The following is a 23,557-nucleotide window of genomic DNA, read 5'->3' as shown; positions in this document are numbered from 1 at the left end:
GCAGGAAATCGATGAAGTGCACTCCTAGTTCCATTGCAGCTCTTGCCCTTTCATTGTTCGGTCAAGCGCTCGAGCAGAGTCAGGGCGTCGAGAATGACGCGACGCTCGCGTTCGGAGTATCGGTCGTGGATGGCGCGGGCCAGCCACTCCTCGCGGACCTGCCGGTTACTCTCGGCGCGTCGCCGCCCCGCCGCCGTCAGCGAAATCAGTTGCCGCCGGCCGTCCTCCGGGTCGGGCGTGCGCTCGATGAGCCCCTGCTGCTCGAGCGCGGCCACGATCGTGGCCATGGACTGTGGACGCACCCGTTCGGCCGAAGCCAGGACGCTCGCCGACGAGGCCCCGTCCTTCCAGAGCCGGTTGAGCACCGCGGTCTGCGAGGGAGTCAGGTCGTCGTCGGTGGCGAGTTCCCTCAACTGACGCCGCAGGCGGCTGAACACGACCCGCAGGTCGCGGGCCGCCGCGACGGCTGACTCGGTGACGGCGTCCACACAGACAGTCTAAACTGAGCAGTCCAAACTGTCTAATTGCGCCCGAGCAGCTGCAGGGCCGCGTCGACCGCAAGCGCCGGTACGTTCAGCGTCTTGGACCGCAGATCGTGTCGCGCGCCGGCGATCTCGACGACGGCGGTGGTGCCGGTGACCAGCGCGGCGGCCGCGCGCAACTCGTCGGGTGTGCCGAAGGGGTCCGACGTTCCGTGGGTGAACACGGTCGGCACCCGGATATCGGGCAGGTGCTCGGTGCGGGCGCGCTCCGGCTTCCCCGGCGGATGCACCGGGTAGGAGAACAGCGTCAGCACGTCCACCGCGGCCTCACGGGCGGCCACCACCATGGACGTCTGCCGGCCGCCGTAGGAATGCCCCCCGGCGACCAGTGGGCCGTCGACCAGGCCGCGGCACAGCGTGATCGCCTCGACGATCCCGGCGCGGTCGGCGGCCGCCGAACCCGACGGCGGGCCCGTGGGGCGGCGCCGCCGGTAGGGCAGGTTGTACCGCACCGCGAGCCAGCCGCGCCGCGCCCACTCGTCGCAAACCTGTTGTAGCAGCGGCGAATCCCGGTTGCCGCCGGCGCCGTGGGTGAGCACCACGACGCCGGCCGGTGAGCCGTCGGGTTCGTGCGCGACACCGGCGATCTGATCCAGGGCAGTCATGACAGCCGGAAGAGGGGGGAGACGGGGCCGTGGCCGTGGCCCAGCGGATAGGACGCCCGCAGGCACTCGGTCACCCAGCGCTTCCCGAACCCGACGGCGTCGGGGACGGTGTAACCGTGCGCCAGGGCGCACGCGATGGCCGTGGCCAGCGTGTCGCCACCGCCGTGGTCGTTGCCGCCGGGCAACCTCTCGGCGTCGAACTCGTAGAAGGATTCACCGTCGTAGAGCAGGTCGCAGCTGCGCTCGGACGACCGCAGGTGTCCGCCCTTGACCAGCGCCCAACGCGGGCCCAGCGCCTGCAAGGCCTTGGCCGCCGCCCGCTGCGACTCGGCATCCACGACGTCGACGCCCACCAGCAATCGCACCTCGTCGAGGTTCGGCGTGACCAGGGTGGCCAACGGAAACAGTTGGTGCCGAAGGCAATCCAGCGCCGACGTGGCCAGTAGGGCGTCGCCGTGCATTGACGCGCACACCGGATCGACTACGAGCGGGACCGACGAACGCGTCAGACCCAGCCGGAGCCAGGCGTCGGCCACCGCGGCGATGATGGCCGACGACGCGAGCATCCCGGTCTTGGCGGCCTGAACGCCGATGTCGGTCACCACGGCCTCGATCTGGGCGGCGACGACGTCGGCGGGCACCTCGTGAAAACCCTTGACCCCCACCGTGTTCTGTACGGTCACCGCGGACACCGCGACGCAGGCGTGCACGCCGAGCAGCGCCATGGTGCGCAGGTCGGCCTGAATGCCCGCGCCGCCGCCCGAGTCCGACCCGGCGATGGACAGCACGCGCAGCGGCGTGGTGCCCGACGGTGGCAGCGGCAGAAAACTCACTGAGTGGGCGTCAGGGGCAGGTACACCCGATTGCCGTGCTCGGCGAACTCGCGCGACTTCTCGGCCATGCCCTCGCTCATGACCGCCTCGATCGCCTCCTCGCTGTCCAGCCCGTGCGCGGCCGCGTAGTCGCGGACGTCCTGGGTAATGCGCATGGAGCAGAACTTGGGCCCGCACATCGAGCAGAAGTGCGCCGTCTTGGCGGGTTCGGCCGGCAGCGTCTCGTCGTGGAATTCCCGTGCGGTGTCGGGGTCCAACGACAACGCGAACTGGTCGTTCCAGCGGAACTCGAAGCGCGCGGTGCTCAAGGCGTCGTCGCGCTCCTGCGCGCGGGGGTGGCCCTTGGCGAGATCGCCGGCGTGCGCGGCGATCTTGTAGGCGATCACCCCGTCCTTGACGTCCTTGCGGTCCGGCAGCCCCAGGTGCTCCTTGGGCGTCACGTAGCACAGCATCGCGGTGCCGGCCTGGGCGATGATCGCCGCGCCGATCGCCGACGTGATGTGGTCGTAGGCCGGCGCGATGTCGGTCGCCAGCGGCCCCAGGGTGTAGAACGGGGCCTCCTCGCACAGTTCCTCTTCCAGCCGGACGTTCTCGACGATCTTGTGCATCGGGACATGCCCGGGCCCCTCGATCATCACCTGCGCGCCATGGGCTTTCGCGATCTTCGTCAGCTCGCCCAGCGTGCGGAGCTCGGCGAATTGCGCGGCGTCGTTGGCGTCCGCGATCGAGCCGGGCCGCAGCCCGTCACCGAGCGAGAAGGTGACGTCGTACCGGGCGAAGATGTCGCAGAGCTCCTCGAAGTTGGTGTACAGGAACGACTCCCGGTGATGGGCCAGGCACCAGGCCGCCATGATCGATCCGCCGCGGGACACGATGCCGGTCACCCGCTTGGCGGTCAGCGGCACATACCGCAGCAGCACGCCGGCGTGCACGGTCATGTAGTCCACGCCCTGCTCGCACTGCTCGATCACGGTGTCGCGGTAGATCTCCCACGTCAGTTCCGTCGGGTCGCCCTTGACCTTTTCCAGCGCCTGGTAGATGGGCACCGTGCCGACCGGCACGGGGGAGTTGCGCAGGATCCACTCGCGGGTCTCGTGGATGTTCTTGCCGGTGGACAAATCCATGATGGTGTCTGCGCCCCACCGGGTGGCCCACACCATCTTGTCCACCTCTTCGGCGATCGACGACGTCACCGCCGAGTTGCCGATGTTGGCGTTGACCTTCACCGCGAAGGCCTTGCCGATGATCATCGGCTCGCTCTCGGGGTGGTTGTGGTTGGCGGGGATCACCGCGCGGCCGCGGGCGACCTCGTCGCGCACGAGTTCGGCGGGCATGCCCTCCCGTGCCGCGATGTAGGCCATCTCGGCGGTGATTTCGCCGGCCCGGGCCCGCTGCAGCTGGGTGCCGCGGTCGCGGACCACGCCGGGCCGCGCCGGCAGCCCGGCCGTCAGGTCGATCACCGCATCGGAATCGGTGTAGGGGCCCGACGTGTCGTAGAGGTCGAAGTGGTCCCCGGTGGACAGGTGCACCCGCCGGAACGGGACGCGCATGCCCTCGACGTCGAGGTACACCTTGCTGCTGCCCGCGATGGGCCCGGTGGTGACGGCGGCCTCGACGGCTTGGGAAAGGACATCGGTCATTTTTCATCTCCCTACGCCGGCATTACCCGGTCAGGTTCGTACGGTCGACGGCCGCAAGCCGTCCTCTCAGCGCATTCAACGTGCGCTCCCGCGTCTTTGGATGTTCCGCCCGCGACGTTACCCCTTTTAGCGGGGTGGTAGCAGGAGGAGTCCCCCGGATGGAAAAATGCGAACCGTGCAACGGCAAGGGGGGACCGACGGGGCGACGTCAGCCGGTCCCGGCGGTCAACAGCTGAGCCCGGTGGAATCCGGCGCGCGGTATCCGATCGTCGGCTCCTTCCGCTTCTGGTTCATCGGCGAGCGCTGGGAGTGGTCGGACGAAGTGGCCAGGATGCACGGCTACGAGCCGGGGAGCGTCGAGCCGACGACCAAGCTGCTGTTGTCGCACAAGCATCCCGACGACCGGGCGCACGTGCAGGAGCAGCTGGACTACGCCCTGCAGTCGGCGGGGTCGTTTTCCAGCCGCCACCGCTTCATCGACACGGCCGGCAAGGTGCACGACGCGATCGTCGTCGCCGACCGGATGCTCGACGAGTCGGGCGCCGTGGTGGGCACCGCCGGCTACTACGTCGACGTCACCGACTCCTTCGAGGACGCCCGGCAAGAGGTCCTCGACGAGGCGCTGCCCGACCTGTTCGAAAGCCGCGCGGCGATCGAGCAGGCCAAGGGCGTGCTGATGGTCGTCTATCGGGTGAGCGCGGAGCAGGCCTTTCGGGTGCTGCAATGGCGGTCGCAGGAGACCAATGTCAAGTTGCGGGCGCTCGCCCGGCAACTGCTGGCCGAGGTTCCCGCCCTCGACGGCGCGACGCCCGTACTGCAAAGCCAGTTCGATCATCTGCTGCTGACGGTGCACGAACGGATAACCGCCGAGTCCGCTGGGTAACCAGGGGAATACGCGAACGCGGCAGTCCGCAAACCGTTAGTGTTCCTAGACACTCGGAGCGGCGCGCGCCGCGCATCCGGACGAAAGGCGCTGAACTTGTTGGCGGTGGAACATGAGGCACTCGAGGACGCCGTGGTCGTGCGCGTTAAGGGCGGCGTCGACTCCAGTACCGTCGACGAGGTAACCGCTCACCTGACCGCAGCGCTGAAGCTGGCCGAGACGCACCCGGCCCGGTTGGTAGTCGTGGACCTGCAGGCGGTCGACTTCTTCGGAAGCGCTGCGCTGAACGCCGTGCTCGAGTGTCACGATGCGGGCAAGGAAGCCGGCACGTCGGTCCGCCTGGTTGCGGCCCACGACCAAGTGCTCCGCCCGATCGAGGTGACCGAACTGGATCGCATTCTCGACGTCTACCCCTCCCTGTCCGAGGCGCTTCAATCCAAGCGACGGCAATGACCCGCGCGCTCCCGGCCGACCTGGCGGCTGCCGTCGGTCTGGGCGGGGAAATGGGTCGCCGGTTTGCCGAATTCGATTGGGACACACATCCGTTGGGCTCGCCGGTGGACTGGCCGAGCGAGGTGCGGGCGGCAGTGGTGACCGCTCTGACGTCGCGGTTTCCGATCGTTCTCTGGCTAGGGCCGGGGAACCTGTTCCTGATGTACAACGACGGCTACGCGCAGATCCTGGGGGACAAGCACCCGGACGCCCTGGGTTGCCCCGCGGAGCAGGTGTGGTTGGAGATCTGGGAACAGATCTTCCCGATGCTCACCAGCGTGATGGAGACCGGCGTCGCGACCTGGTCGGACGACCTGATGTTGCCGCTGATGACCGGCGGCCAGTCCGAGGAGCGGTACTTCACCTTTACCTACAGCCCGATCATCGGCGGCGACGGCGCGGTGAGCGCCGTTTTCTGCGCGGTGATCGAAACGACCGACCGGGTGTTGAGCGAGCGTCGCCTCCACCTGCTCAATTCGGTGGCGACCGCCGTGATGGACGCGCACACCATCGACGACGCGGTGAGCAGCACCGTCGCTGTTTGCGGGGCGCAGCCGCTGGACCTGCCGTTCATCGCCGTCTACGCCGACGACGAACAGTCCGGCGGGGTCTCGCTGCGGGGCGCGACGAAGTCGGTGTCGCCGTTGCTGCCGGCCGAACTGGCGCGGCTGACCGACTGGGACTCCGAATCCCGATCCCGCGCCGAGGTGCGGCTCATCGACGACGTGCCCACCGCCATCCCCGGCATCGCCGACGCACTGGCGGCCGATTGCCCGGACCAGGCACTGGTGCTGCCCCTCGGCGAGGCGTCGGCGGCCGGGGCGCTGGTGGTCGGCATCAGCCCCCGCCGCCCCCTGGACACCCAGTACCGCGGCTTCTGCCAGCTGCTCGCCGACCAGCTCACCTCGACCTTCGCGCAGATCGTCTCCTACGAGCAGCAACGGCAACGGGCCGACGCGCTGGCCGAACTGGACCGGGCCAAGACGGCGTTCCTCACCAACGTCAGCCACGAGTTCCGCACCCCGCTGACGCTGCTGCTCGGGCCGCTCGATGACGCGCTGTCCGAGGCGCCGCCGGAAAGCGTTCTGGCGGAACGGCTGAGCACGGCGGGCCGCAACGCGCGGCGCCTGCAGCGCCTGGTCGACTCGCTGCTCGACTTCTCCCGCATCGAGGCCGGCCGCGCTAACGCGAAGCTGGCGTGCACCGACGTCGGCGCGCTGACCGCCCACATCGCGTCGTCCTTCACCGAGCTCTGCCACCGCGCCGGTCTGGAGCTGGTCGTGGACTGTTCGCCGGTGCTGGCCGACGTCGACCCGGGCATGTGGGAGACGGTCATCCTGAACCTGCTGTCGAACGCAGTGAAATACACTCTGCGGGGCTCGATTTCGGTGCGGGTGCGCGCCGAACCCGCGCACTGCGTCGTCACCATGCGCGACACCGGGGTGGGCATCGCCGCCGCCGACCTGGACCGCCTCTTCGACCGCTTCTACCGCGCCGACAACCTGCGGGGCCGCAGCGTCGAGGGCACCGGGATCGGGCTTTCGCTGGTGCGGGGGCTTGTCGAGCTGCACAACGGCGCGGTGCAGATCGAGAGCGAATTGGACCGCGGGACAACGGTTTCCATCCGGCTGCCGCTTTCCGCCGCGGGCACCACCGCCGAGTTGTCACCGGCCGGGCTACTCGACGAGACCAACCCGTACGTGGCCGAGGCCCGGCAGTGGCTGACGCCCGTCGTGGAGCCCGAGGGGGCGACCGCGACCGCCCCGAGGTCGCGCCAGCTGGTGCTGATCGCCGACGACAACGCCGACATGCGACACCATCTCGACCGGGTGCTCTCGGCGCACTGGGAGACGGTCCTGGCCGCCGACGGCGAGTCGGCGTTGACGGCGACCCGCAACCTGCGGCCGGACGCGGTCGTCACCGACGTGATGATGCCGGGCATCGACGGCTTCGCGCTGGTGGCGGCCATCCGCGCGGACCCGGAACTGGCGGCCACTCCGGTCCTCATGCTGTCCGCCCGGGCCGGCACGGAGGCGGTCGACGAGGGCTACGCCGGGGGCGCCGACGACTACCTGCCGAAGCCGTTCCGCTCCCAGGAACTGATCGACCGGGTCAAGTCGAGGCTGTCCGCGGTCGCCCGCGAGCGCGACCGCCAGCGGCGCGCGGCGGCCTCGGATCTGGTGCAACTCGACGCCGCGCTGCAGGCCACCGACTCGGTCGCCGCGATCATGGACGCCTTGCTGCAATCGTCATTCGGCTCGGCCGACGCCGCCACCGTCGCGATCGGCATCCTGGACGGCGAACGCCACATCCGGTTCGAGTACGCCGGCCACCTGCCCGGTGAACTGCGCGATCGCTACCACGTGACGGGGCTCGACTCCCCGGTGGTGGGGGCCGACGTCGTGCGCACCGGCGAGTCGATGGTCATCCCCGACACCTTCGACCTGCCGCCGCGCTACGAGCACGCCGTGCAGGACACCGCCGGCAGCGTGCGGGCCTGCGTCGCCCATCCGCTGCGGGATCACTCGAGCCGCGTGGTGGGGGTGCTGGCGCTGCTGTGGCCCGCGCCGCGGCAGTTTGACCCCGCCGAGCTCGACGCGTTCAGCCGGATGGCCGAGCTGACGTCCTCGGCGCTGGACCGGGTCCGCGTGATGGCCCGCGAGCATCGCATCGCCGTAGACTTCCAGGAGCACCTGTTGGACCTCGACCGTGGCTCGACGGCCGCGGTCGTGGCGGCCGTGTACCAGCCCGCGGGTGAGGCGATGCGCGTGGGCGGCGACTGGTATTCGGTCACCCCGCTCGATCGCGCGGGCCGGCTCGGGATATCGGTGGGCGACGTCGTCGGGCACGGTCTGCCCGCCGCGATCGTGATGAGCCGGCTGCGCGCGGCGGTGGCCGCCTCGGCCCTGACGGCGGGTGAACCGGCCGCGGTGCTGGGGGCGCTGGACCGCTACGGGGCCAGCGTGGCGGGCGCCCGCTGCGCGACGGTGGCCTACGCCCTGGTGCAGGCCGAACCCGAAACCGGTTGCGCCACGGTCAGTTACAGCTGCGCCGGGCACCCCTACCCGCTGCTGGTCTTTCCCGACAATCGCGCGGTGTTCCTGACGTCCGGCCGGCGACTGCCGGTCGCCATCAAGGAGCACGACGCGCAGAACTATCCATCCGGCGCCACCGCGACGGCGAACCTGCCGCCCGGGAGCCTGATCCTGCTCTACACCGACGGGCTCATCGAGCGCGCCGGCGAAACGCTCGACGACGGCCTCGCTCGCCTCCAGCGCGCGGCCGCGGAATGCGCCGACCTCCCCGTCGAGTCCGTGTGCACCGAGGTGCTGGCCCGGATGGCCCCGCCCACTGGCTACCGCGACGACGTCGTCGTGCTCGCGCTGCGCCCGAGCCATGTATCCCCGCGCAGCTTCGCCACCGTGGTGACGGCCGCGCCGGGGCAGATCCCCGTCGCGCGCGACCGGATGCGCGAGTGGCTGGCAGGCATCGCCGTCGCCCCGAAGCGCGAGATGGACATCCTGCTGGCCACCGGCGAAGCCGTGACCAACGCGATCGAGCATGGCAGCGACGGGGAGCCGCGTCGAACGGTTTCGGTGGAGGCCTTCCTGCGGGAGCAGACCGTAGCCGTAACGGTCAGCGACACCGGGCGGTGGGAGGGCGATTCCTCGGCCAGCCTTCGCAGCCGGCGACGCGGCCGCGGCCTGACCCTGATCGGCGGGCTGGCCGACCACGTCGACACCCTGCGCACTGCCGGGGGCACCCGGGTCACGTTGCGGTTCGACCAGGCCGTCGGGACCCGTTAGGCCTCTTCCATCGCCTCGCCGAGCTCTTCCAGCAGCTTGTTGTGGTGGTTGCTCGCCAGGAAGTGGCCGGCGGCGATCACCACGGCCACCGGCCAGTCGATCAGCTCGAACGCCGCCAGCGCGGCCAGGCCCCCGAAATAGGCCAGCTGCTCCGGCCGGGGGATCTCCATCTGCCCGACCACCGGAAGGTTCACGACGAACGTTTCGCCCTCGCGGATCTTCTGCACCGCCTCGCGCTGCGAGGTCCCCTTACGCGTCTTCTTTTCCGCCATCATTTGCCTTTCAGTAACGAAGGGTTTGCCGACTCGCCGGGTGGTGCGGCCACCGTCGGACATATGTCGACGATGACCGACGCCGGGGGCGATCCGCTAGTTTCCTCTATTGCTCACGTCCTGAAGGTGCCGTTACAGGAACTCTATGCGCTGTTATGGCGCGCCGGGGTGGTGGAGATTCGCCCACCTCAGCGGGGGCATCGGCCGATTTGTCCGGATCCGTCAGCACACGATTCAGCACACCGATCGCGACGGTCGCCGCGGCAGCGGATCCCAGCCCCTGGGCCCAGCCGACTGGACCCAGCGGTGTGCAGCCGAGCAACTGGCTGACCACGGGGATGCTGATCAGCGTTCCCATCGCCGCCAGCGAGCCCACCGCGGTGAACACCACCAGCGGGGCGTGCGAGTCCAGCAGCGTTTGACCCAGCTCGGCGCCCACCAGGGCGACCAGCGCGACCGTGGACGCCCGCTGCGGGCGGCCGGTCACGCTGCCCATCGCCCACGCCGCCGTCGTCGCGGCGGCGGTGGTGACGCCGCGGATGGCGACCGCGCGCCACAACGCGGGCTGGTCCGGACCCCGGATGCCCGGGTCCACCGGCCCGCTGGGCTCGCTCACCGCCAGCGCCGCCGCCGGCAACGCGTCGGTCATCATGTTCACCAGGAGCAGCTGCCGCGTGTTCAGCGGTGAGGTCCCGGTGATCGCGCTGCCGATGATGGCGAACAACACCTCGCCGGCGTTGCCCCCGAGTAGCACCGACACGGCCGCCTGCACCCGCTGCCAGAGCTGGCGGCCCTCTCCGATGGCGTGCAGCAGGCCCTCGATGCGGGCGTCCACCAGCACCACGTCGGCGGCCATGTGCGCCGGGTCGCTGCCGCCGGCGACGACGCCGATGCCGACGGTGGCCGCCCGGATGGCGGCGGCGTCGTTCGCCCCGTCGCCGACCATCGCGGTGCGCACGCCCGCGGTTTCGAGCGTCTGAACCACCTGGACCTTGTTCTCCGGTGTCATCCGGGCGAAGATCACCCGCTCGGTCACGACGCGTTCTTGTTCCTTGCGCGACAACGCATCCCACTGCGCGCCGCTGATCACCTGTTCGGCGGTCACGCTCAGGCCGAGCTCCTCGGCGATGGCCTTGGCGGTGATCGGGTGGTCGCCGGTGATCAGCTTGACGCCCACCGAAAGCCGGCGCAGGTCGGCCAGCAGGGGCGCGGCTTCGGCGCGGGGGGTGTCGGACAGACCCAGGAAGCCGGTCAGGGTCAGCCCGTCCCGGGCGAAGTCGGCGATGTCGTCGGGGTCCCGCCGGATCGCCTTGGCCTGGGCGGCGCTCAGCTGCCGCCGCGCCACCGCGATCACCCGCAGACCGTTGCCGGCCATCCGCGCGACCGTCTCCTCCATCGCGTGGCCCACATCGCCGCAGGCGGCCAGCACCACCTCGGGGGCGCCCTTGACGGCCAGCTCGGTGTCCGTCACGGAGGCCGAGAAGGACCGGCCGGAGCGGAACGGCAGGTGCGCGACGGGTGCGCCCGAGCCATGGCCGTTGACCGACGCGGCGGCCTCGACGATCGCGACATCGGTGGCGTGCGCGTGCGGGCCGCCGTTGGACGGTGGCGCGGCGTGCGCGGCGCAGCGCAGCACCTCTTCGCGCGACGTTCCCGGCGCCGCGACGACCTCGGCCACCCGCAGCCGGTTCTGGCTGAGCGTGCCCGTCTTGTCGAAGCAGACCACGTCGATGCGGCCGAGCGCCTCCACCGAACGCGGGACGCGGACCAGCGCGCCGAACTTCGTCAGCCGCCGCGCCGACGCCGCCTGCGCCAGCGTCGCCACCAAGGGCATCCCCTCGGGAACCGCCGCGACGGCGATCGCGATCCCGCTGGCGACGGCCTGCCGCAGGACCGACCCGCGCACCAGCCCCAGCACGCTGACCAGCGCGCCGCCGGTCATGCTGACTGGGAAGGCCCGGTTGGTCAGCTGGCTGAGCTGGTGCTGCAGACCGATGTCCGAGGACAGGTCACCGGACACCAGCTCGGCCGCGCGGCGTTCCTGGGTGTCGGCCCCGACGGCCGTCACCACCGCCACCGCGGTGCCCGCCACCACGGTGGTCCCGGCGTAGAGCATGCAGCGGCGCTCGGCGAGGGCCGCGCCGGGCGTCGGCTCGACCTGCTTCTCCACCGACAGGGACTCACCGGTCAGCGTCGACTCGTCGACCTCGACGTCGACCTCCTCGATGATCCGGGCGTCGGCGGGCACCACCTCGTGGGTGCGCACCTCGATGACGTCGCCGGGCTGCAGCTGCGCCGCGATGACGTCGGTGTACATCCGATCGGGCCCGTCCGACACCACCTTGCGGGCCGGTGGGATCTGTTGCGCGAGAAGGTGATTCAGCCGGTTCTCAGCCCGCAGCCGCTGGCTGGCGGCGAGCATGGAGTTGCCGGCCAGCACCGAGAAGACCAGGACGGCGTCCACCGGCGAGCCCAGCACCGCGCTGGCCGCCGAGCCGAGCGCCAGCACGGGGGTCAACGGGTCGGTCAACTCGGCGCGCACGGCGGCCAGGAATTGCAGGAAGGCGTGCGCGCGCGTTTGGGGCGGTGCGGCGCCAAGGGTGGCCAGCGCGAGGCGCCGCGGGTCGCCGGCCGGCTCCGAGTCGGGCCGCGGCAACGCCCGGCGGACGTGCTCGACCGCCATCGCGTGCCATTCCTGGACGGGGGCCGCGCGCGGTGGGTCGGCCTTGATGATGCCGCGCGCCAACAGCATTCCCGACAGCAGACCGGCGGCCGCACCGCTGGTCACCGGCCCGCGCCCGATCCCGCGGACGCCGGGGATCATCAGCAGCGAGCCCATCGCCGTCGCGCCGGCCGAGATCCCCACGCCGCGTTGCGCGGCGGCCCGGGCCGCCGGGAGCGCGTGCAGCACCCGCCAGGCGGCGGCCAGGTCGGGCAGCAACAGGTCGGCGTACCAGGGCGGTGGGCCGGCGCCGGGCTCGGGCATCATGCCCAGCGCCACGTCGGCCGACCAGATCGCTTGCGCGCCAGGCGATGACAGCACGGCGACCGTGCGGCCCTCGTCCTGCAGCTCCGCCACGGCAAGGGCCATGGCGTCGTCGATGGATCCGCCCTTGAGCGGCCTGATCTCGTCGAAGGCCGGGCGCAGTTCGCCCAGCGAATCGTGCTCGACCGAAACCAATTCCGACCCGGTCCGGTGCGCCTCGGCGACGACGGCCGACGCCAGCGGGTCGTGTGTGAAGCAGAACAGCGCCTGCACTTTCGCGTTCGGCTTGCCGGCGGTGATGCCCGGCACCGGATGCCAGCCCGGGCGCAGCCGATTCTTCTCCAGCATCAGCTGTGCGCGCGACCACGCGGCGGGCAGCTCGGCCTCCTGGGCGCCCCGGATGAGCGACACCCGCAAGCTGGTGGTGCACAACACCCGCGGGTCGATGACGATCGCGTCCACCCGGTCCAGGCGCCGCAGCGCCTCGGGCCGCAACGCCAGCACCGCGTGGCGGTCGGCCAGTCCCTGGCCGAGCGCGGCCGCGAAGGCCTCCGGCGTGGTGCGGTTGGCCGCGGGGGTGGTCACCAGGACCGCCAGCGCCGCCTGGTTGAGGTTACGGGTGGTGGCGCCGACGACCGCCGCGCTGACCGCCTGGACGAGCGCGAACCGGTTGGCGTGGTGGTCGGCGGGCCGGCCGCGCGGCGGCTTGGACCCCGCCGACGCGTCGGTGAGCGGGTGGTCGGCGAGGCCGGCCAGCTGCGGCTCGTGCCGCACCCAGGCGCGCGCCTCGGCGCGGCATTCGGCGGCCTTCAGCGACTGCATCAGCAGGCCGACAGACAGGGACGCGGGGGACAGCGTGACGGTTTCGGCCGCCGTCACGGCCAGCGCCAGCACGGTGTCGGTCGCGGGCCGGCCGATGCGGTCCTCGAGCAGGCGGCGCAGCCACGGCTGGTAGTCGACGGCCACCACGCCCGCCAGAACCCCGATGGGCATGCGGGGCCAGTGCAGCGCTCGCCCGGTCAGCGCTATGCCCAGCCCGGCCGCGCTGGCGGCCGCGGTGGCTGCCCGGGTCGCCAGCACCACGCCGTCGCCGGGCAGGCTTGTCGGGGGCGCCACGAATTGCGCCGGGCCGCAATGCTTCTCGGCCGCGTCGACCACGCGGCACAGGTCGCGCAGCGACGTGCCCGCGTCGCCGAGGGTGACCACCACGCGCGACAGCGGGTAGTTGAGGGCGGCCGACGCGACGCCGGGGTGGGCCAGCACGGCGTCGAGCACCGAGCGCCCGAGCCGGTCGTCGGGGGCGCCGTCCAGGCCGCGCACCTCGATCCAGGCGCGCTCCTGACCGCGCCAACACCGCCGGCTCAGCGTTACCGGGATGTCTTGGGGCAGCTCGCCCGCGATCGCCCGGGCGCCCTCGCGCAGCGGAATCGCGGCGATGGCGACGCCGGTCTCGACGAGCGAGGTGGTCGCCTGGACGCCGGTCGCGACGGCGCGCAACGGCAGTGATCGTCGTATCGCGGCCGCGATGCTCAAAGCGGGTTCGGACAGTCCCGTTAGTTGGTGCTGCGCAACTGGCTGCCGCCGGCGCGCCGACCGCCGGTCTTCTTGGCCGTCGACTTGGCGGCCGCCTTTTGCGGCGCGGCCTTTTGCGGCGCCGGTTCGGCGGGCACGGCCTTCAGGCTGGCCTTTGCCGGTTCCCGCTTGCGGCCCAGCCGTTGCAGCAGCAGGGCGCCGCCGCCGACCGCCAGCAGCACCGGCCACTCGACCAGTCCGGCGACGCCGAGCGCGCCGAAGGCCACCGCGGCGGCCGGCGCCGAGTGGCTGCCGGTGCTCATTCCCTTTTTGACGCCCTCGGCGGCTCCGGTGACCCCGCCGATGACTCCGTTGACCGCCGCGCCACCCACAGCGCCGGCGGCCGCGGTCGTCGTGGTCGCCGCGCGACTCACCGCCTGACCTACGCCCCGGACCGCTCCGCCGATGACACTCATGCTGACTCCCTGGCTTGTATGCCCTTGCCGCGAAACCCGCGTCACCAGCGAGACGTACCCGCTGAACGCATCGTTAACAGCAAAACAACACTGTTTGTTGCTTCTAACAAATCAAAGCCTGCCACCTTGGAAAGGCGCAGACAACGAGCAGCCGCATTTTATTTGCCTGAGCTTAACCTGGTAATGGTTGCGACGCGACCGCGCTAAAAGCGATTTAGGCTCGCCTCACATCGATCTGCACGGGCGCGTGATCGCTGGCGGCCTTTCCCTTCCGCTCCTCGCGGACGATCTCCGCGGCTGTCACGCGGGCGGCCAACTCCGGTGAGGCGAGGATGAAATCGATGCGCATGCCCTGCCGTTTCGGGAACCGCAGCTGGGTGTAGTCCCAATAGGTGTAGACGCCGGGGCCGGGCGCGAAAGGCCTTACCACGTCGGTGAATTGCGCCTCGACGATGGCGTTGAACGCGCGGCGCTCCGGCTCGGAGACGTGGGTGGCGCCGGTGTAGAACTCGGTGCTCCACACGTCGTCGTCGGTGGGGGCGATGTTCCAGTCGCCGGCCAGCGCGATCTGCGCGGTGGGGTCGTCGCGCAACCATAAGGCCGCCGTATCACGCAGCGCGGCAAGCCATTCCAGCTTGTAGGTGTAGTGCGGGTCACCGAGCGCGCGGCCGTTGGGCACGTACAGGCTCCACACCCGGATGCCGCCGCAGGTGGCCGCCAGCGCGCGGGCTTCGGCCGTCGCGGCCACCTCCGGCTTGCTGCTCCAGGTGGGCTGGCCGTCGAAGCCGATCTGCACGTCGTCCAGGCCCACCCGCGAGGCGATCGCAACGCCGTTCCACTGATTGAAACCGACATGCGCCACCTCGTAGCCGAGTTCGAAGAACGGCAGGGCGGGGAATTGGCTGCCGGAACACTTGGTCTCCTGCATCGCCAGCACGTCGACGTCCGCGCGGCCCAGCCAGTCGAGGACGCGGGGCAGGCGGCTGCGAATCGAATTCACGTTCCAGGTGGCCAGCCGCAGCGGGTCGCCGCCATCCAGCCGCAAGCCGCCGTCACTCATCGCTAGACGGTATCCCAGGCGGGGGAGCGGGCCGGGAAGTAGCGGCGGCGGTGGTGCGCCCGGAAACGGAGCGCGTCGGCCAGCGCCGAGCCGCCGGCACCGGGGACGACGAGGTAGGCGCGAGTCGCGCCGCGCCCCGCGGCCCACGCCAGCAGCGCCGCGCCGGTGGCTGCCGTCGCCGGGTCGTCACCGGCCCCGATGGCCGACAACCCCACCCAGCGCGTGCCATCGGGCGCGTCGGTCACCGCCGCGCGCGCCAGCGCCGCCCCGGAGCGGATGCCGACCGCCAGCTCGCCGCCGGCCTCGCCCGGGTGGGCCGACACGGTGCTGGCCGGGTCGGGTGCGGCCGCGGCCGAGACGTCGCGCACCAGCACGCGCTCGGTGCGTTCGGCGCTCAGCCGCGGCGGGACCGGCAACAACCGATCCGGAATCGCCAGCCGCGGTGTCAGGCCGCGCCGTTCGTACCACTCGGCGATCGCCGCAACGGTGCCGGCGTGGGCCGAAACATCCAGGGGCACGGCGTAATTGACGCCATCCCCGGCGCGCAGCAGCCAGCCGTCGAGCCAGGCCCGTTCCGTGCCGGGCGCCGCCGCGGCGGCCGCCTGCTCGAGCCCCCGGATCTGCCAGGTGCGTACCGGCGCATCGGTGAGCACCCGCAGCGCGACCACGTCGTCGGCCGCCACGCTTACCACCGCGCCCGTCTTGGTCCGAACCCGCACCTCCGGCTCGACCGCCAACAGGTGCCCCACGGCGTCGGTGAGCGGCGGGACCGAGCCGGCGGGGCGCCGGTAACGAAGCGTCACCCGCGTGCCCGGGTCCGGCCACGAGATCATCAGTGACCGAAGGGGTCCGGCCCTTCACCCGGCAGCCACGACAGTCCGGGCACGCCCCAGCCGTGCGCCTTGACGGCACGTTTGGCGCTGCGGGCGTGGCGACCGATCAGACGGTCCAGGTACAAAAAGCCGTCCAGGTGCCCGGTTTCGTGTTGCAGCATCCGCGCGAACAGCCCGGAGCCCTCGATTTCGACCGGCTTGCCGTCGGCGTCGAGACCGGTGACCCGCGCCCAGGTGGCGCGGCCGGTGGGGAACGACTCGCCGGGCACCGAGAGGCAACCCTCGTCGTCGTTGTCCGGATCGGGCATGGTCTCCGGCACGTCGGAGGTTTCCAGCACCGGGTTGACCACGACCCCGCGGCGGCGCTCGGTACGGCCGCGGTCGTCGGCGCAGTCGTAGACGAAGACGCGCAACCCGACGCCGATCTGGTTGGCCGCCAGGCCGACTCCGTGCGCGGCGTCCATGGTGTCGTACATGTCGGCGATCAACTCCGGCAGATCCGCCGGCAGCGAACCGTCGGCGCCGACGGGCACCGGCTGCGTCGGGGTGTGCAAGACCGGATCGCCCACGATCCGGATCGGTACGACTGCCATGGTCGGCTAAGCTACCGCACGCGCCCGCGCGTCGAAGCCGGCGATCTTCCAGTCGGGCAATCTGAGCCAATCGGCCGACTCGCGGGTCTGGATGACGGCTTGAGGGTTTGGGCCGTGGTTCAATATTCGCCGAAACACGCCCTCAGGTAAGTCAAGTCATCTACAGCAGCCGAGCATTCGCCGGAAGGGTCCAGGGGAAGCTATATGGACAGCGCCATGGCGCGGGCAAATCGATCGGGGGACGATGCCGAGATCGCAGATGGGCTCACCCGCCGCGAACACGACATCCTCGCCTTTGAACGTCAGTGGTGGAAATTCGCGGGCGTGAAAGAAGAAGCGATCAAGGAATTGTTCTCGATGTCGGCGACGCGGTACTACCAGGTGCTCAATGCGCTCGTCGACCGGCCGGAGGCGCTGGCCGCCGACCCCATGCTGGTGAAGCGGTTGCGGCGGCTGCGCGCCAGCCGTCAGAAGGCCCGGGCGGCGCGGCGCCTCGGCTTCGAGGTGACCTGACTCGCTACAGTGGGCTCGATGAAAGAGCGAGTCCCCGACTCCACGGGGCTGCCCCTGCGGGCCATGGTGATGGTGCTGTTGTTCTTGGGCGTCATCTTCCTGCTGCTCGGATGGCAGGCGCTGGGGTCCTCCGGCAGCTCCGAGGACGATTCGGCGTCGGCGGTCTCCACGTCCACCTCCACCAGCTCGTCGGCCACGCCGACCAGCAATAAGCCCGCGGGAACTCACGCCGAGGTGCAGATCTACAACATCTCGACGAAAGAGGGCGTCGGCGCCCGCACCAAGGATCAGCTCACGGCGGCCGGCTTCAACGTCACCAAGGTCGACAACCTGACCGTGCCCGACGTCACGGCCACCACCGTCTACTTCACCGACGCGGACGACGAGCACGCGACGGCCGACGCGGTCGGCAAAAGCCTGGGCGCGCCCGTCGAGCCGCGCATCCCCGCGCTGTCCGGCCAGCCGCCCGGGGTCATCGTCCTCGTTACGGGTTGACGCGTCAGCGGTTAGGCTTCCGCTATGCCTTCCCTCGCCGGTCACCGCAAAGCCGCCGTCACCGTTTCCGCGCTCTGCGCAGCCACTTCCGTGGCGCTTTTGAACGCGTGCTCGTCGCCCCAACACGCCTCGTCGTCACCGGGCACCACGCCGGCGGTCTGGACCGGGGCGCCGGCGCCGTCGGGCGGCGGGACCCCGGAGGGCCGGCCCGCCGCGGCGCCGGGGCAGAACATCACCACCCACCTCAGGGCGGCCGACGGCACCGAGGTCGGCACCGCGACATTCCAGTTCAACAACGGCTACGCCACCATCACGATCGAGACGACGGCCAACGGGGAGCTGACGCCCGGCTTCCACGGGGTGCACATTCACAAGGTCGGCAAGTGCGAGCCCAGCTCCGTCGCCCCGACCGGCGGCGCGCCGGGCGACTTCCTGTCCGCGGGTGGACACTTCCAGAAGCCCGGGCACACGGGCGAGCCGGCCAGCGGTGACCTGACGTCGCTTCAGGTGCGCAGGGACGGCTCCGCGATGCTGATGACCACCACCGAGGCGTTCGCCATGGAAGACCTGCTCACCGGCGAGAAGACCGCGATCATCATCCACGCCGGCGCCGACAATTTCGCCAACATCCCGCCGGAGCGCTACAGCCAGAGCAACGGAACCCCGGGTCCCGACCAGATGACGATGAGCACCGGTGACGCCGGCAAGCGGGTCGCGTGCGGTGTGATCGGTGCCGGCTAACAGGGCAACCGCGCGCATCGATTTCGCCCGTTCACCGCGGCCCACACTCGGCGTGGAGTGGGAGTTCGCCCTCGTCGACGCGCAGACCCGCGACCTGAGCAACGAGGCCACGGCGGTGATCGCCGAGATCGGCGAAAACCCGCGCGTGCACAAGGAGTTGCTGCGCAACACGGTCGAAGTGGTCAGCGGCGTGTGCAATTCCACCGGGGAGGCGATGGAGGATCTGCGCCAAACCCTGGGGCCCGCGCACCGCATCGTCCGGGACCGTGGGATGGAGCTGTTCTGTGCCGGCGCGCACCCGTTCGGGCAGTGGACCACCCAGAAGCTCACCGACGCGCCCCGGTACGCCGAACTGATCAAGCGCACCCAATGGTGGGGACGGCAGATGCTGATCTGGGGCGTGCACGTGCACGTCGGGATCTCCTCGGCGCACAAGGTCATGCCGATCATGACGTCGCTGCTGAAGTACTACCCGCACCTGCTTGCGCTGTCGGCGTCCTCGCCGTGGTGGGCCGGGGTGGACACCGGATACGCCAGCAACCGCGCGATGATGTTCCAGCAATTGCCCACCGCCGGCTTGCCGTTCCAGTTTCAGACCTGGGCGGAGTTCGAGGGTTTCGTCTACGACCAGAAGAAGACCGGCATCATCGATCACGTCGACGAAGTCCGTTGGGACATCAGGCCTTCGCCGCACCTGGGCACCATCGAGGTGCGGGTGTGCGACGGGGTGTCGAACATGCGTGAGCTGGGCGCGCTGGTGGCGTTGACGCATTGCCTGGTGGTGGACCTGGACCGCAGGCTGGAGGCCGACGAGACGCTGCCGACCATGCCGCCCTGGCACAACCAGGAGAACAAGTGGCGCGCGGCCCGCTACGGGCTGGACGCGATCATCATCCAGGACGCCGACAGCAACGAGCGGCTGGTCACCGAGGACCTCGACGAGGTGCTCAACCGGCTCGAGCCCGTCGCGAAATCGCTGAATTGCGTTGACGAACTGGCCGCGGTGGCCGAGATCCCCAGGCAGGGCGCGTCTTATCAGCGGCAGCGCCGGGTGGCCGAGGAAAACGACGGCGACCTGCGGACGGTGGTCGACGCCCTGGTGGCCGAGCTGGAGATCTGATGGAACTGGCGATGTTCCCGCTGGAGTCGGCGCTGCTGCCCGATCAGGACCTGCCGTTGCGCATCTTCGAGCCGCGCTATGGTGCGCTGGTCCGGCATTGCCTGGCCACCGGCGATCCGTTCGGCGTGGTGCTGATCTCGCGGGGACGTGAGGTCGGCGGCGGCGAATCACGTTGCGATGTCGGCGTTTTGGCCAGGATCACCGACTGCGTCGAGCACGGCGCGGGCCGGTACTCGATGCACTGCCGCACCGGGGAACGGATCCGGGTGTCGCAGTGGCTGCCCGACGAGCCCTACCCGCGCGCGACCGTGGCGGTCTGGCCCGACGAGCCGGGTGATCCGGTCACCCCGGCCCACCTCCGCGAGGTCGAGGACGCGGTGATGGCCCTGTTCGAGAGGATCGCCGACGCGCGCGGCCTGGCGCTGCCGGGCCGCGAGGCGATCCTGGGCGACGACGCGGCCGGCGATCCCGGGGAACGCCTGTACGCGTTGGCGTCCCGCATCCCCATCGGCACCGCCGATCGATACACGGTGCTGGCGGCGCCGTCGGTCGCCGAGCGCCTGACCGCGCTGCGCGAGGCGGTGGCCGCGGTGGCCGAGGTGGTGGAGTTCCAGCTTTCCGAATAGCTCGACAGGGGAGTAGATGAAGGTACATCTGCAGGTCAACGGCTCACCGGTGGACGCGGCCTCGAGCGCGGCCGAGATCGCCGCGACGGGCGCCGACGGCCTGTTCACCTTCGAGGGCCAGCACGACGTGTTCTTCCCGCTGATCCTAGCCGCCGGCACGACCGGCCTGGAGCTGATGACCAACGTGGCGATCGCGCCGCCCCGCAGCCCGCTGCATCTGGCGCACGCCGCCTACGACCTGCAGCTCTACAGCGGGGGGCGGTTCCGGCTCGGCCTCGGCTCGCAGGTGAAGGCCCACATCGAAAAGCGTTACGGCAGTAAGTGGGAGCGGCCCGCGGCCCGAATGGCCGAGACCATTGCGGCGATCAAGGCGATCTTCGCGGCCTGGGAAGGCCACGCCCGCTTGGACTTTCGCGGCGAATTCTTCACCCACACCATCATGGCACCCAACTTCAATCCCGGGCCCAACCCGTTCGGGCCGCCGCCGGTGGTGCTGGGGGCGCTGGGCCCGGTGATGACGCGCACCGCCGCCGAGGTGGCCGACGGGTTGCTGGTGATGCCCTTCAACAGCGGCCGCCACTTCGCCGAGCGCACCCTGCCCGCCGTGGACGAGGGCCTGCGGCGCGCCGGGCGATCCGCCGAGGACTTCGAGATCATCGTCCAGGCCATGGTCGCCGTCGGCCGCGACGAGGCAGACCTGGTCGCCGCGAAAGCCGGTGTCGCGGGCCTCATTTCGTTCTACGGCTCGACGCCGGCCTACCTGCCCGTGCTCGAGGCCGAGGGCTGGGCCGACGTCCAGCCTGAGCTCAACGCCCTGTCCAAACAAGGCCGCTTCCCCGAGATGCGCCGGCTGATAAGCGACGAGATGGTGGCCCGGATCGGGATTGTCGGCACCCCCGAGGACTGCGCGCGGCAGATCGCCGCCCGGTTCGGCGAGCACGCCGCCGAGGTGTGCTGCTACTTCCCGGGTTACACGCCGGCCGCTGCGGACGTCGCGGACCTGATCGGCGCCCTGCACCGCACCCCGGCGCTGCGATGAGCCCGGAGGTGACGGTCGATGTCGACGCGGGCGTGGCGGTGCTCACGCTCAATCGGCCAGAGCAGCTCAACGCCTACACCGCCGAGATGGGCGCGCTGCTGAGTCGGGCGTACGCCGACTGCGACGGCGACGACGACGTCCGGGCCATCGTGGTGACCGGGGCCGGGCGAGCCTTCTGTGCGGGCGCGGATTTCTCCGGCGAGACAAGCCCTTTCGGCGCCCCAGGTGAGGAATTCTCGGCGTCGCCGATCACCCCGGCCGCCTTCGAGCTGCGCAAGCCGGTGATCGCCGCGGTCAACGGCCACGCGATCGGCATCGGCCTGACCATCGCCCTGCAAGCCGACCTGCGCTTCGTCGCCGACGACGCGAAATACGGTGTGGTGCAAGTCCGCCGGGGTGTGCTAGCCGACTGCATGGCGCATTGGACGCTGGCGCAGCTGACCACGCTGGGGGTGGCCGCGGACATCCTGCTCACCGGGCGCACCTTCGGCGGGGCAGAGGCGGCGGCGCTCGGCATCGCGAACCGCGCGCTGCCCGCGGGACAGGTGCTCGACCACGCGGTCGCGGTGGCCCGCGACATCGCGGTCAACGTGGCGCCCATGTCGGCGGCGCTGAGCAAACGGCTGCTGTGGGACACCGCGATCAACAACTACACCCCGCGACAGGTCGCCGCGCTGGAAACGCAGCTGCACCACCGCGTGATGGGCACGCCCGATGCGGGCGAAGGGGTCGCGGCCTTTCTCGAGCGCCGGCCGGCGTCGTTCACGTCGCGACTGTCCCGGGAGTGGACGGCGCTGCCCGATCCGTGAGCTGCTCGGAGAGCTCCCACCACCGCGCCGCGCGCTGCCCGTCGCGGGCGTAGGGGGCCGCCCGTTCGCTGATTCGGCAGTCTTCGAGGTAGAGGCCGCCCCGGTCGGACAGCTCCGGGCTGACCGCCGCCCAAACCTGGGTGGCCGCGCCGCGCTCGGGGGTAATGACGTCGAGGGACCCGCCGGCCAGCCCGCGCAGCTGGGAGAAGTCCGCCCGCGACATGTGCCGCGCGAGCGCGGTGGCCACGGTGCCGGGATGCACGGCGTAGGCGCGGATCCCGCGATCGCGCAGCCGCCGGTCGGCCTCTTTCGCGTGCAGGATGTTCGCCGTCTTCGACGCGCCGTACGCGACGAACTTGTCGTACGGGCGGCGCTCCCAGTTGGGGTCGTCGAAGTCGACGTCGCCCAGGACGTGACCGCCGGACGACAGGTTGACGATCCGGGCCCCGCCGGCGGCGGCCAGTTGCGGGACGAGCAGCCGGGTGAGTTCGAAGTGCCCGAAATGGTTGGTGCCCAACTGCATCTCGAAGCCGTCGCGCGTCCTGCCGAACGGGGTGAACATGACCCCGGCGTTGTTCATCAACACGTCGACGGCCGGGGCGATCTCGCGAATCGCGCCGGCCGCCGCGCGCACCGCGGCCAGCGCGGTGAGGTCGAGCCGCACCTGCGACGTGATCGCGCCGGGCACCTCGGCCGCGATCCAGCGGGCGGTCCGGTCCAACGCCTCGGCGTCGCGGGCGGCCAGGACGACATGCGCGCCGGCCGCCGCCAGCGCCCGCGCCGACTCGCGCCCCAGCCCTGAGGACGCGCCGGTGATCACACAGACCTTGCCGGACAGATCGATTCCGTCGACGATCTGCAGCGCGGTCGGGTGCTCGGTCATGCCGGTATAGGCTGCCACACCACGGCGCGGGCCATCAGCCGTGGCGCCACCACCCGATGCAGCGGACCGACGACCGCCCAGACGGCTCGAGCGGTGAGCCGGCGGCGGTAACGCACGCGGGTGGTTAGCGCGGCCCGCCGACCGTCCTCGCGGCGCAGCGTCAGCTCGCCATCCATCAGCGGCCCCCGCGCGCGCAGCACGAGTTCGTCGTGCTCCGACCGCACCATCGTCCAGCCGATGGGGTGATCGGGCGACGAGCCCGGGCCGAGGTCGAACCTCAGCACGTGGCGGTGGATCCACAGCACGACGCCCCCGCCCGGGGCGTGCCCCAGGGCGTCCCGGAACATCTGCTCGGCGCCGCGCGAATCCCCTTGCGGGAGCGGCACTTCGAACACGTCGGTGTAGTCGGCCCGCTCGGCGGTCGCCGCGATGCGTTTCAGCATCCGGCGGACCACCACGCGGTGCCCACCGCTGCCGATGACCAGCCCCCGGTAGGCCTTGCCGTGCGGGCCGGGGAAGGCCGCCCAGGTGGCCGCGCGCACCCGGGTGCCGCCCGCCGGATCGTCGTCCAGCTCGAACACCCAGCGGTACACCGCGAACGGGTGCCGGCCCTTCAGCGCGAATCGCGCCGGCGGCCGCGCCTCGTCCAGCGCGAAGCCGGGCGGCACGGTCGACGGGTCGCCCGGGTCCCGGCACAGCACCCGCAGCAGCGCGGACCACGTGTCCGCGCGCTCCGCGTCGACGGTTATGGCATGCTCATCGATATAGGGTAATCGTTCCATATAGAAGGAATGTACT

At 70.9% G+C, this 23,557-nt stretch carries 22 protein-coding genes, 1 pseudogene and 1 riboswitch; of the genes and pseudogenes, 11 read left to right on the top strand and 12 right to left on the bottom strand.

Going from position 1 to position 23,557, the window contains the following annotated elements; genetic code table 11:
* Positions 1–50: 50 nt before the first annotated feature.
* The 4 genes from A5702_RS01240 to thiC form a co-directional block, all read right to left on the bottom strand.
* Positions 51–488: a MarR family winged helix-turn-helix transcriptional regulator gene (locus A5702_RS01240; RefSeq protein WP_055400594.1), complete on the bottom strand. Its 438-nt coding sequence runs from the start codon at positions 486–488 to the stop codon at positions 51–53.
* Positions 489–520: 32 nt separating this feature from the next.
* On the bottom strand, positions 521–1,147 hold the full coding sequence (locus tag A5702_RS01235) for an alpha/beta family hydrolase (protein WP_055400596.1): 627 nt from the start codon (positions 1,145–1,147) through the stop codon (positions 521–523).
* Complete coding sequence (gene thiD / locus A5702_RS01230) at positions 1,144–1,980, bottom strand: bifunctional hydroxymethylpyrimidine kinase/phosphomethylpyrimidine kinase (RefSeq protein ID WP_068217535.1); 837 nt, start codon at positions 1,978–1,980, stop codon at positions 1,144–1,146. Before thiD ends, A5702_RS01235 begins: the two co-directional genes overlap by 4 nt.
* A complete protein-coding gene (gene thiC / locus A5702_RS01225; protein WP_055400600.1) occupies positions 1,977–3,620 on the bottom strand; it encodes a phosphomethylpyrimidine synthase ThiC in 1,644 nt (547 codons plus the stop codon). The genes thiD and thiC overlap by 4 nt, the downstream gene beginning before the upstream one ends.
* A riboswitch (TPP riboswitch) is annotated at positions 3,612–3,722 on the bottom strand. Its footprint overlaps the gene before it by 9 nt.
* Positions 3,723–3,786: 64 nt before the next feature.
* Between thiC and A5702_RS01220 the strand changes: the two genes are divergently transcribed.
* From A5702_RS01220 to A5702_RS01210, 3 genes are all read left to right on the top strand, one after another.
* Positions 3,787–4,503: a PAS and ANTAR domain-containing protein gene (locus tag A5702_RS01220; protein ID WP_082955901.1), complete on the top strand. Its 717-nt coding sequence runs from the start codon at positions 3,787–3,789 to the stop codon at positions 4,501–4,503.
* 90 nt (positions 4,504–4,593) lie between these two features.
* Entirely contained in the window at positions 4,594–4,956 is a 363-nt protein-coding gene (locus A5702_RS01215; protein ID WP_068217541.1) for an STAS domain-containing protein, read from the top strand.
* Positions 4,953–8,801, top strand: coding sequence for a SpoIIE family protein phosphatase (locus A5702_RS01210; RefSeq protein WP_068217533.1), 3,849 nt, complete (start codon positions 4,953–4,955; stop codon positions 8,799–8,801). Before A5702_RS01215 ends, A5702_RS01210 begins: the two co-directional genes overlap by 4 nt.
* On the opposite strand, the gene A5702_RS01205 is transcribed toward A5702_RS01210, so the two are convergent.
* A complete protein-coding gene (locus A5702_RS01205; RefSeq protein ID WP_156349451.1) occupies positions 8,798–9,073 on the bottom strand; it encodes a hypothetical protein in 276 nt (91 codons plus the stop codon). The two genes, A5702_RS01210 and A5702_RS01205, sit on opposite strands and share 4 nt — an antisense overlap.
* A gap of 63 nt (positions 9,074–9,136) precedes the next feature.
* On the opposite strand from A5702_RS01205, the pseudogene A5702_RS27205 reads away from it, so the two are divergent.
* A pseudogene (locus A5702_RS27205) lies at positions 9,137–9,214 on the top strand (hypothetical protein); the annotation flags it as partial.
* Here the strand turns inward: A5702_RS27205 and A5702_RS01200 are convergent.
* The 5 genes from A5702_RS01200 to A5702_RS01180 form a co-directional block, all read right to left on the bottom strand.
* On the bottom strand, positions 9,180–13,562 hold the full coding sequence (locus A5702_RS01200; protein WP_156669438.1) for a cation-translocating P-type ATPase: 4,383 nt from the start codon (positions 13,560–13,562) through the stop codon (positions 9,180–9,182). The pseudogene A5702_RS27205 and the gene A5702_RS01200 overlap by 35 nt on opposite strands.
* Before the next feature lie 50 nt (positions 13,563–13,612).
* Positions 13,613–14,047: a hypothetical protein gene (locus A5702_RS01195; protein ID WP_055400608.1), complete on the bottom strand. Its 435-nt coding sequence runs from the start codon at positions 14,045–14,047 to the stop codon at positions 13,613–13,615.
* A 214-nt stretch (positions 14,048–14,261) separates the two neighbouring features.
* Positions 14,262–15,068 carry an exodeoxyribonuclease III gene (locus tag A5702_RS01190; protein ID WP_068217538.1) on the bottom strand — a complete coding sequence of 269 codons (807 nt, stop codon included), beginning with the start codon at positions 15,066–15,068 and terminating at the stop codon, positions 14,262–14,264.
* Positions 15,069–15,109: 41 nt separating this feature from the next.
* On the bottom strand, positions 15,110–15,940 hold the full coding sequence (locus tag A5702_RS01185; protein WP_068217527.1) for a GCN5 family acetyltransferase: 831 nt from the start codon (positions 15,938–15,940) through the stop codon (positions 15,110–15,112).
* The gene (locus tag A5702_RS01180; protein ID WP_055400612.1) at positions 15,940–16,533 is read right to left on the bottom strand and encodes a peptide deformylase; all 594 of its coding nucleotides are present in this window, start codon (positions 16,531–16,533) and stop codon (positions 15,940–15,942) included. The genes A5702_RS01185 and A5702_RS01180 overlap by 1 nt, the downstream gene beginning before the upstream one ends.
* Positions 16,534–16,737: 204 nt before the next feature.
* On the opposite strand from A5702_RS01180, the gene A5702_RS01175 reads away from it, so the two are divergent.
* The 7 genes from A5702_RS01175 to A5702_RS01145 are packed head-to-tail and all read left to right on the top strand — an operon-like array spanning position 16,738 to position 21,876.
* Positions 16,738–17,046: a DUF3263 domain-containing protein gene (locus A5702_RS01175; protein ID WP_007167558.1), complete on the top strand. Its 309-nt coding sequence runs from the start codon at positions 16,738–16,740 to the stop codon at positions 17,044–17,046.
* An 18-nt stretch (positions 17,047–17,064) separates the two neighbouring features.
* A complete protein-coding gene (locus A5702_RS01170) occupies positions 17,065–17,541 on the top strand; it encodes a LytR C-terminal domain-containing protein (RefSeq protein WP_055400614.1) in 477 nt (158 codons plus the stop codon).
* A gap of 24 nt (positions 17,542–17,565) precedes the next feature.
* Positions 17,566–18,282 carry a superoxide dismutase family protein gene (locus A5702_RS01165; RefSeq protein ID WP_055400617.1) on the top strand — a complete coding sequence of 239 codons (717 nt, stop codon included), beginning with the start codon at positions 17,566–17,568 and terminating at the stop codon, positions 18,280–18,282.
* On the top strand, positions 18,272–19,402 hold the full coding sequence (locus A5702_RS01160) for a glutamate--cysteine ligase (protein ID WP_055400619.1): 1,131 nt from the start codon (positions 18,272–18,274) through the stop codon (positions 19,400–19,402). Before A5702_RS01165 ends, A5702_RS01160 begins: the two co-directional genes overlap by 11 nt.
* Positions 19,402–20,028, top strand: a complete 627-nt coding sequence (locus tag A5702_RS01155) for an LON peptidase substrate-binding domain-containing protein (RefSeq protein ID WP_068217524.1) — start codon at positions 19,402–19,404, stop codon at positions 20,026–20,028. The genes A5702_RS01160 and A5702_RS01155 overlap by 1 nt, the downstream gene beginning before the upstream one ends.
* A 16-nt stretch (positions 20,029–20,044) precedes the next feature.
* Positions 20,045–21,067, top strand: a complete 1,023-nt coding sequence (locus tag A5702_RS01150) for a TIGR03617 family F420-dependent LLM class oxidoreductase (RefSeq protein ID WP_068217521.1) — start codon at positions 20,045–20,047, stop codon at positions 21,065–21,067.
* On the top strand, positions 21,064–21,876 hold the full coding sequence (locus A5702_RS01145; protein WP_068217517.1) for an enoyl-CoA hydratase/isomerase family protein: 813 nt from the start codon (positions 21,064–21,066) through the stop codon (positions 21,874–21,876). The genes A5702_RS01150 and A5702_RS01145 overlap by 4 nt, the downstream gene beginning before the upstream one ends.
* Here A5702_RS01145 and A5702_RS01140 read toward each other — a convergent pair.
* Positions 21,830–22,759, bottom strand: a complete 930-nt coding sequence (locus A5702_RS01140) for an SDR family NAD(P)-dependent oxidoreductase (RefSeq protein WP_055400627.1) — start codon at positions 22,757–22,759, stop codon at positions 21,830–21,832. The two genes, A5702_RS01145 and A5702_RS01140, sit on opposite strands and share 47 nt — an antisense overlap.
* Complete coding sequence (locus A5702_RS01135) at positions 22,756–23,541, bottom strand: DUF2867 domain-containing protein (protein WP_068217515.1); 786 nt, start codon at positions 23,539–23,541, stop codon at positions 22,756–22,758. Before A5702_RS01135 ends, A5702_RS01140 begins: the two co-directional genes overlap by 4 nt.
* Positions 23,542–23,557: the final 16 nt, after the last annotated feature.

Source organism: Mycobacterium sp. E3339, from assembly GCF_001666915.1.
Taxonomy (GTDB): Bacteria; Actinomycetota; Actinomycetes; order Mycobacteriales; family Mycobacteriaceae; genus Mycobacterium.
This window is presented reverse-complemented; position numbering and strand designations above follow the sequence as displayed.

What these genes read in the sequence shown, in the direction of transcription:
- A5702_RS01140 (WP_055400627.1), bottom strand. Translation starts at nt 22,759, where the DNA reads ATGACCGAGCACCCGACCGCGCTGCAGATCGTCGACGGAATCGATCTG.
- A5702_RS01150 (WP_068217521.1), top strand. Translation starts at nt 20,045, where the DNA reads ATGAAGGTACATCTGCAGGTCAACGGCTCACCGGTGGACGCGGCCTCG.
- A5702_RS01135 (WP_068217515.1), bottom strand. Translation starts at nt 23,541, where the DNA reads ATGGAACGATTACCCTATATCGATGAGCATGCCATAACCGTCGACGCG.
- A5702_RS01175 (WP_007167558.1), top strand. Translation starts at nt 16,738, where the DNA reads ATGGACAGCGCCATGGCGCGGGCAAATCGATCGGGGGACGATGCCGAG.
- A5702_RS01195 (WP_055400608.1), bottom strand. Translation starts at nt 14,047, where the DNA reads ATGAGTGTCATCGGCGGAGCGGTCCGGGGCGTAGGTCAGGCGGTGAGT.
- A5702_RS01145 (WP_068217517.1), top strand. Translation starts at nt 21,064, where the DNA reads ATGAGCCCGGAGGTGACGGTCGATGTCGACGCGGGCGTGGCGGTGCTC.
- A5702_RS01170 (WP_055400614.1), top strand. Translation starts at nt 17,065, where the DNA reads ATGAAAGAGCGAGTCCCCGACTCCACGGGGCTGCCCCTGCGGGCCATG.
- A5702_RS01205 (WP_156349451.1), bottom strand. Translation starts at nt 9,073, where the DNA reads ATGGCGGAAAAGAAGACGCGTAAGGGGACCTCGCAGCGCGAGGCGGTG.
- A5702_RS01185 (WP_068217527.1), bottom strand. Translation starts at nt 15,940, where the DNA reads ATGATCTCGTGGCCGGACCCGGGCACGCGGGTGACGCTTCGTTACCGG.
- A5702_RS01180 (WP_055400612.1), bottom strand. Translation starts at nt 16,533, where the DNA reads ATGGCAGTCGTACCGATCCGGATCGTGGGCGATCCGGTCTTGCACACC.
- thiC (WP_055400600.1), bottom strand. Translation starts at nt 3,620, where the DNA reads ATGACCGATGTCCTTTCCCAAGCCGTCGAGGCCGCCGTCACCACCGGG.
- A5702_RS01220 (WP_082955901.1), top strand. Translation starts at nt 3,787, where the DNA reads ATGCGAACCGTGCAACGGCAAGGGGGGACCGACGGGGCGACGTCAGCC.
- A5702_RS01210 (WP_068217533.1), top strand. Translation starts at nt 4,953, where the DNA reads ATGACCCGCGCGCTCCCGGCCGACCTGGCGGCTGCCGTCGGTCTGGGC.
- A5702_RS01165 (WP_055400617.1), top strand. Translation starts at nt 17,566, where the DNA reads ATGCCTTCCCTCGCCGGTCACCGCAAAGCCGCCGTCACCGTTTCCGCG.
- A5702_RS01155 (WP_068217524.1), top strand. Translation starts at nt 19,402, where the DNA reads ATGGAACTGGCGATGTTCCCGCTGGAGTCGGCGCTGCTGCCCGATCAG.
- A5702_RS01235 (WP_055400596.1), bottom strand. Translation starts at nt 1,147, where the DNA reads ATGACTGCCCTGGATCAGATCGCCGGTGTCGCGCACGAACCCGACGGC.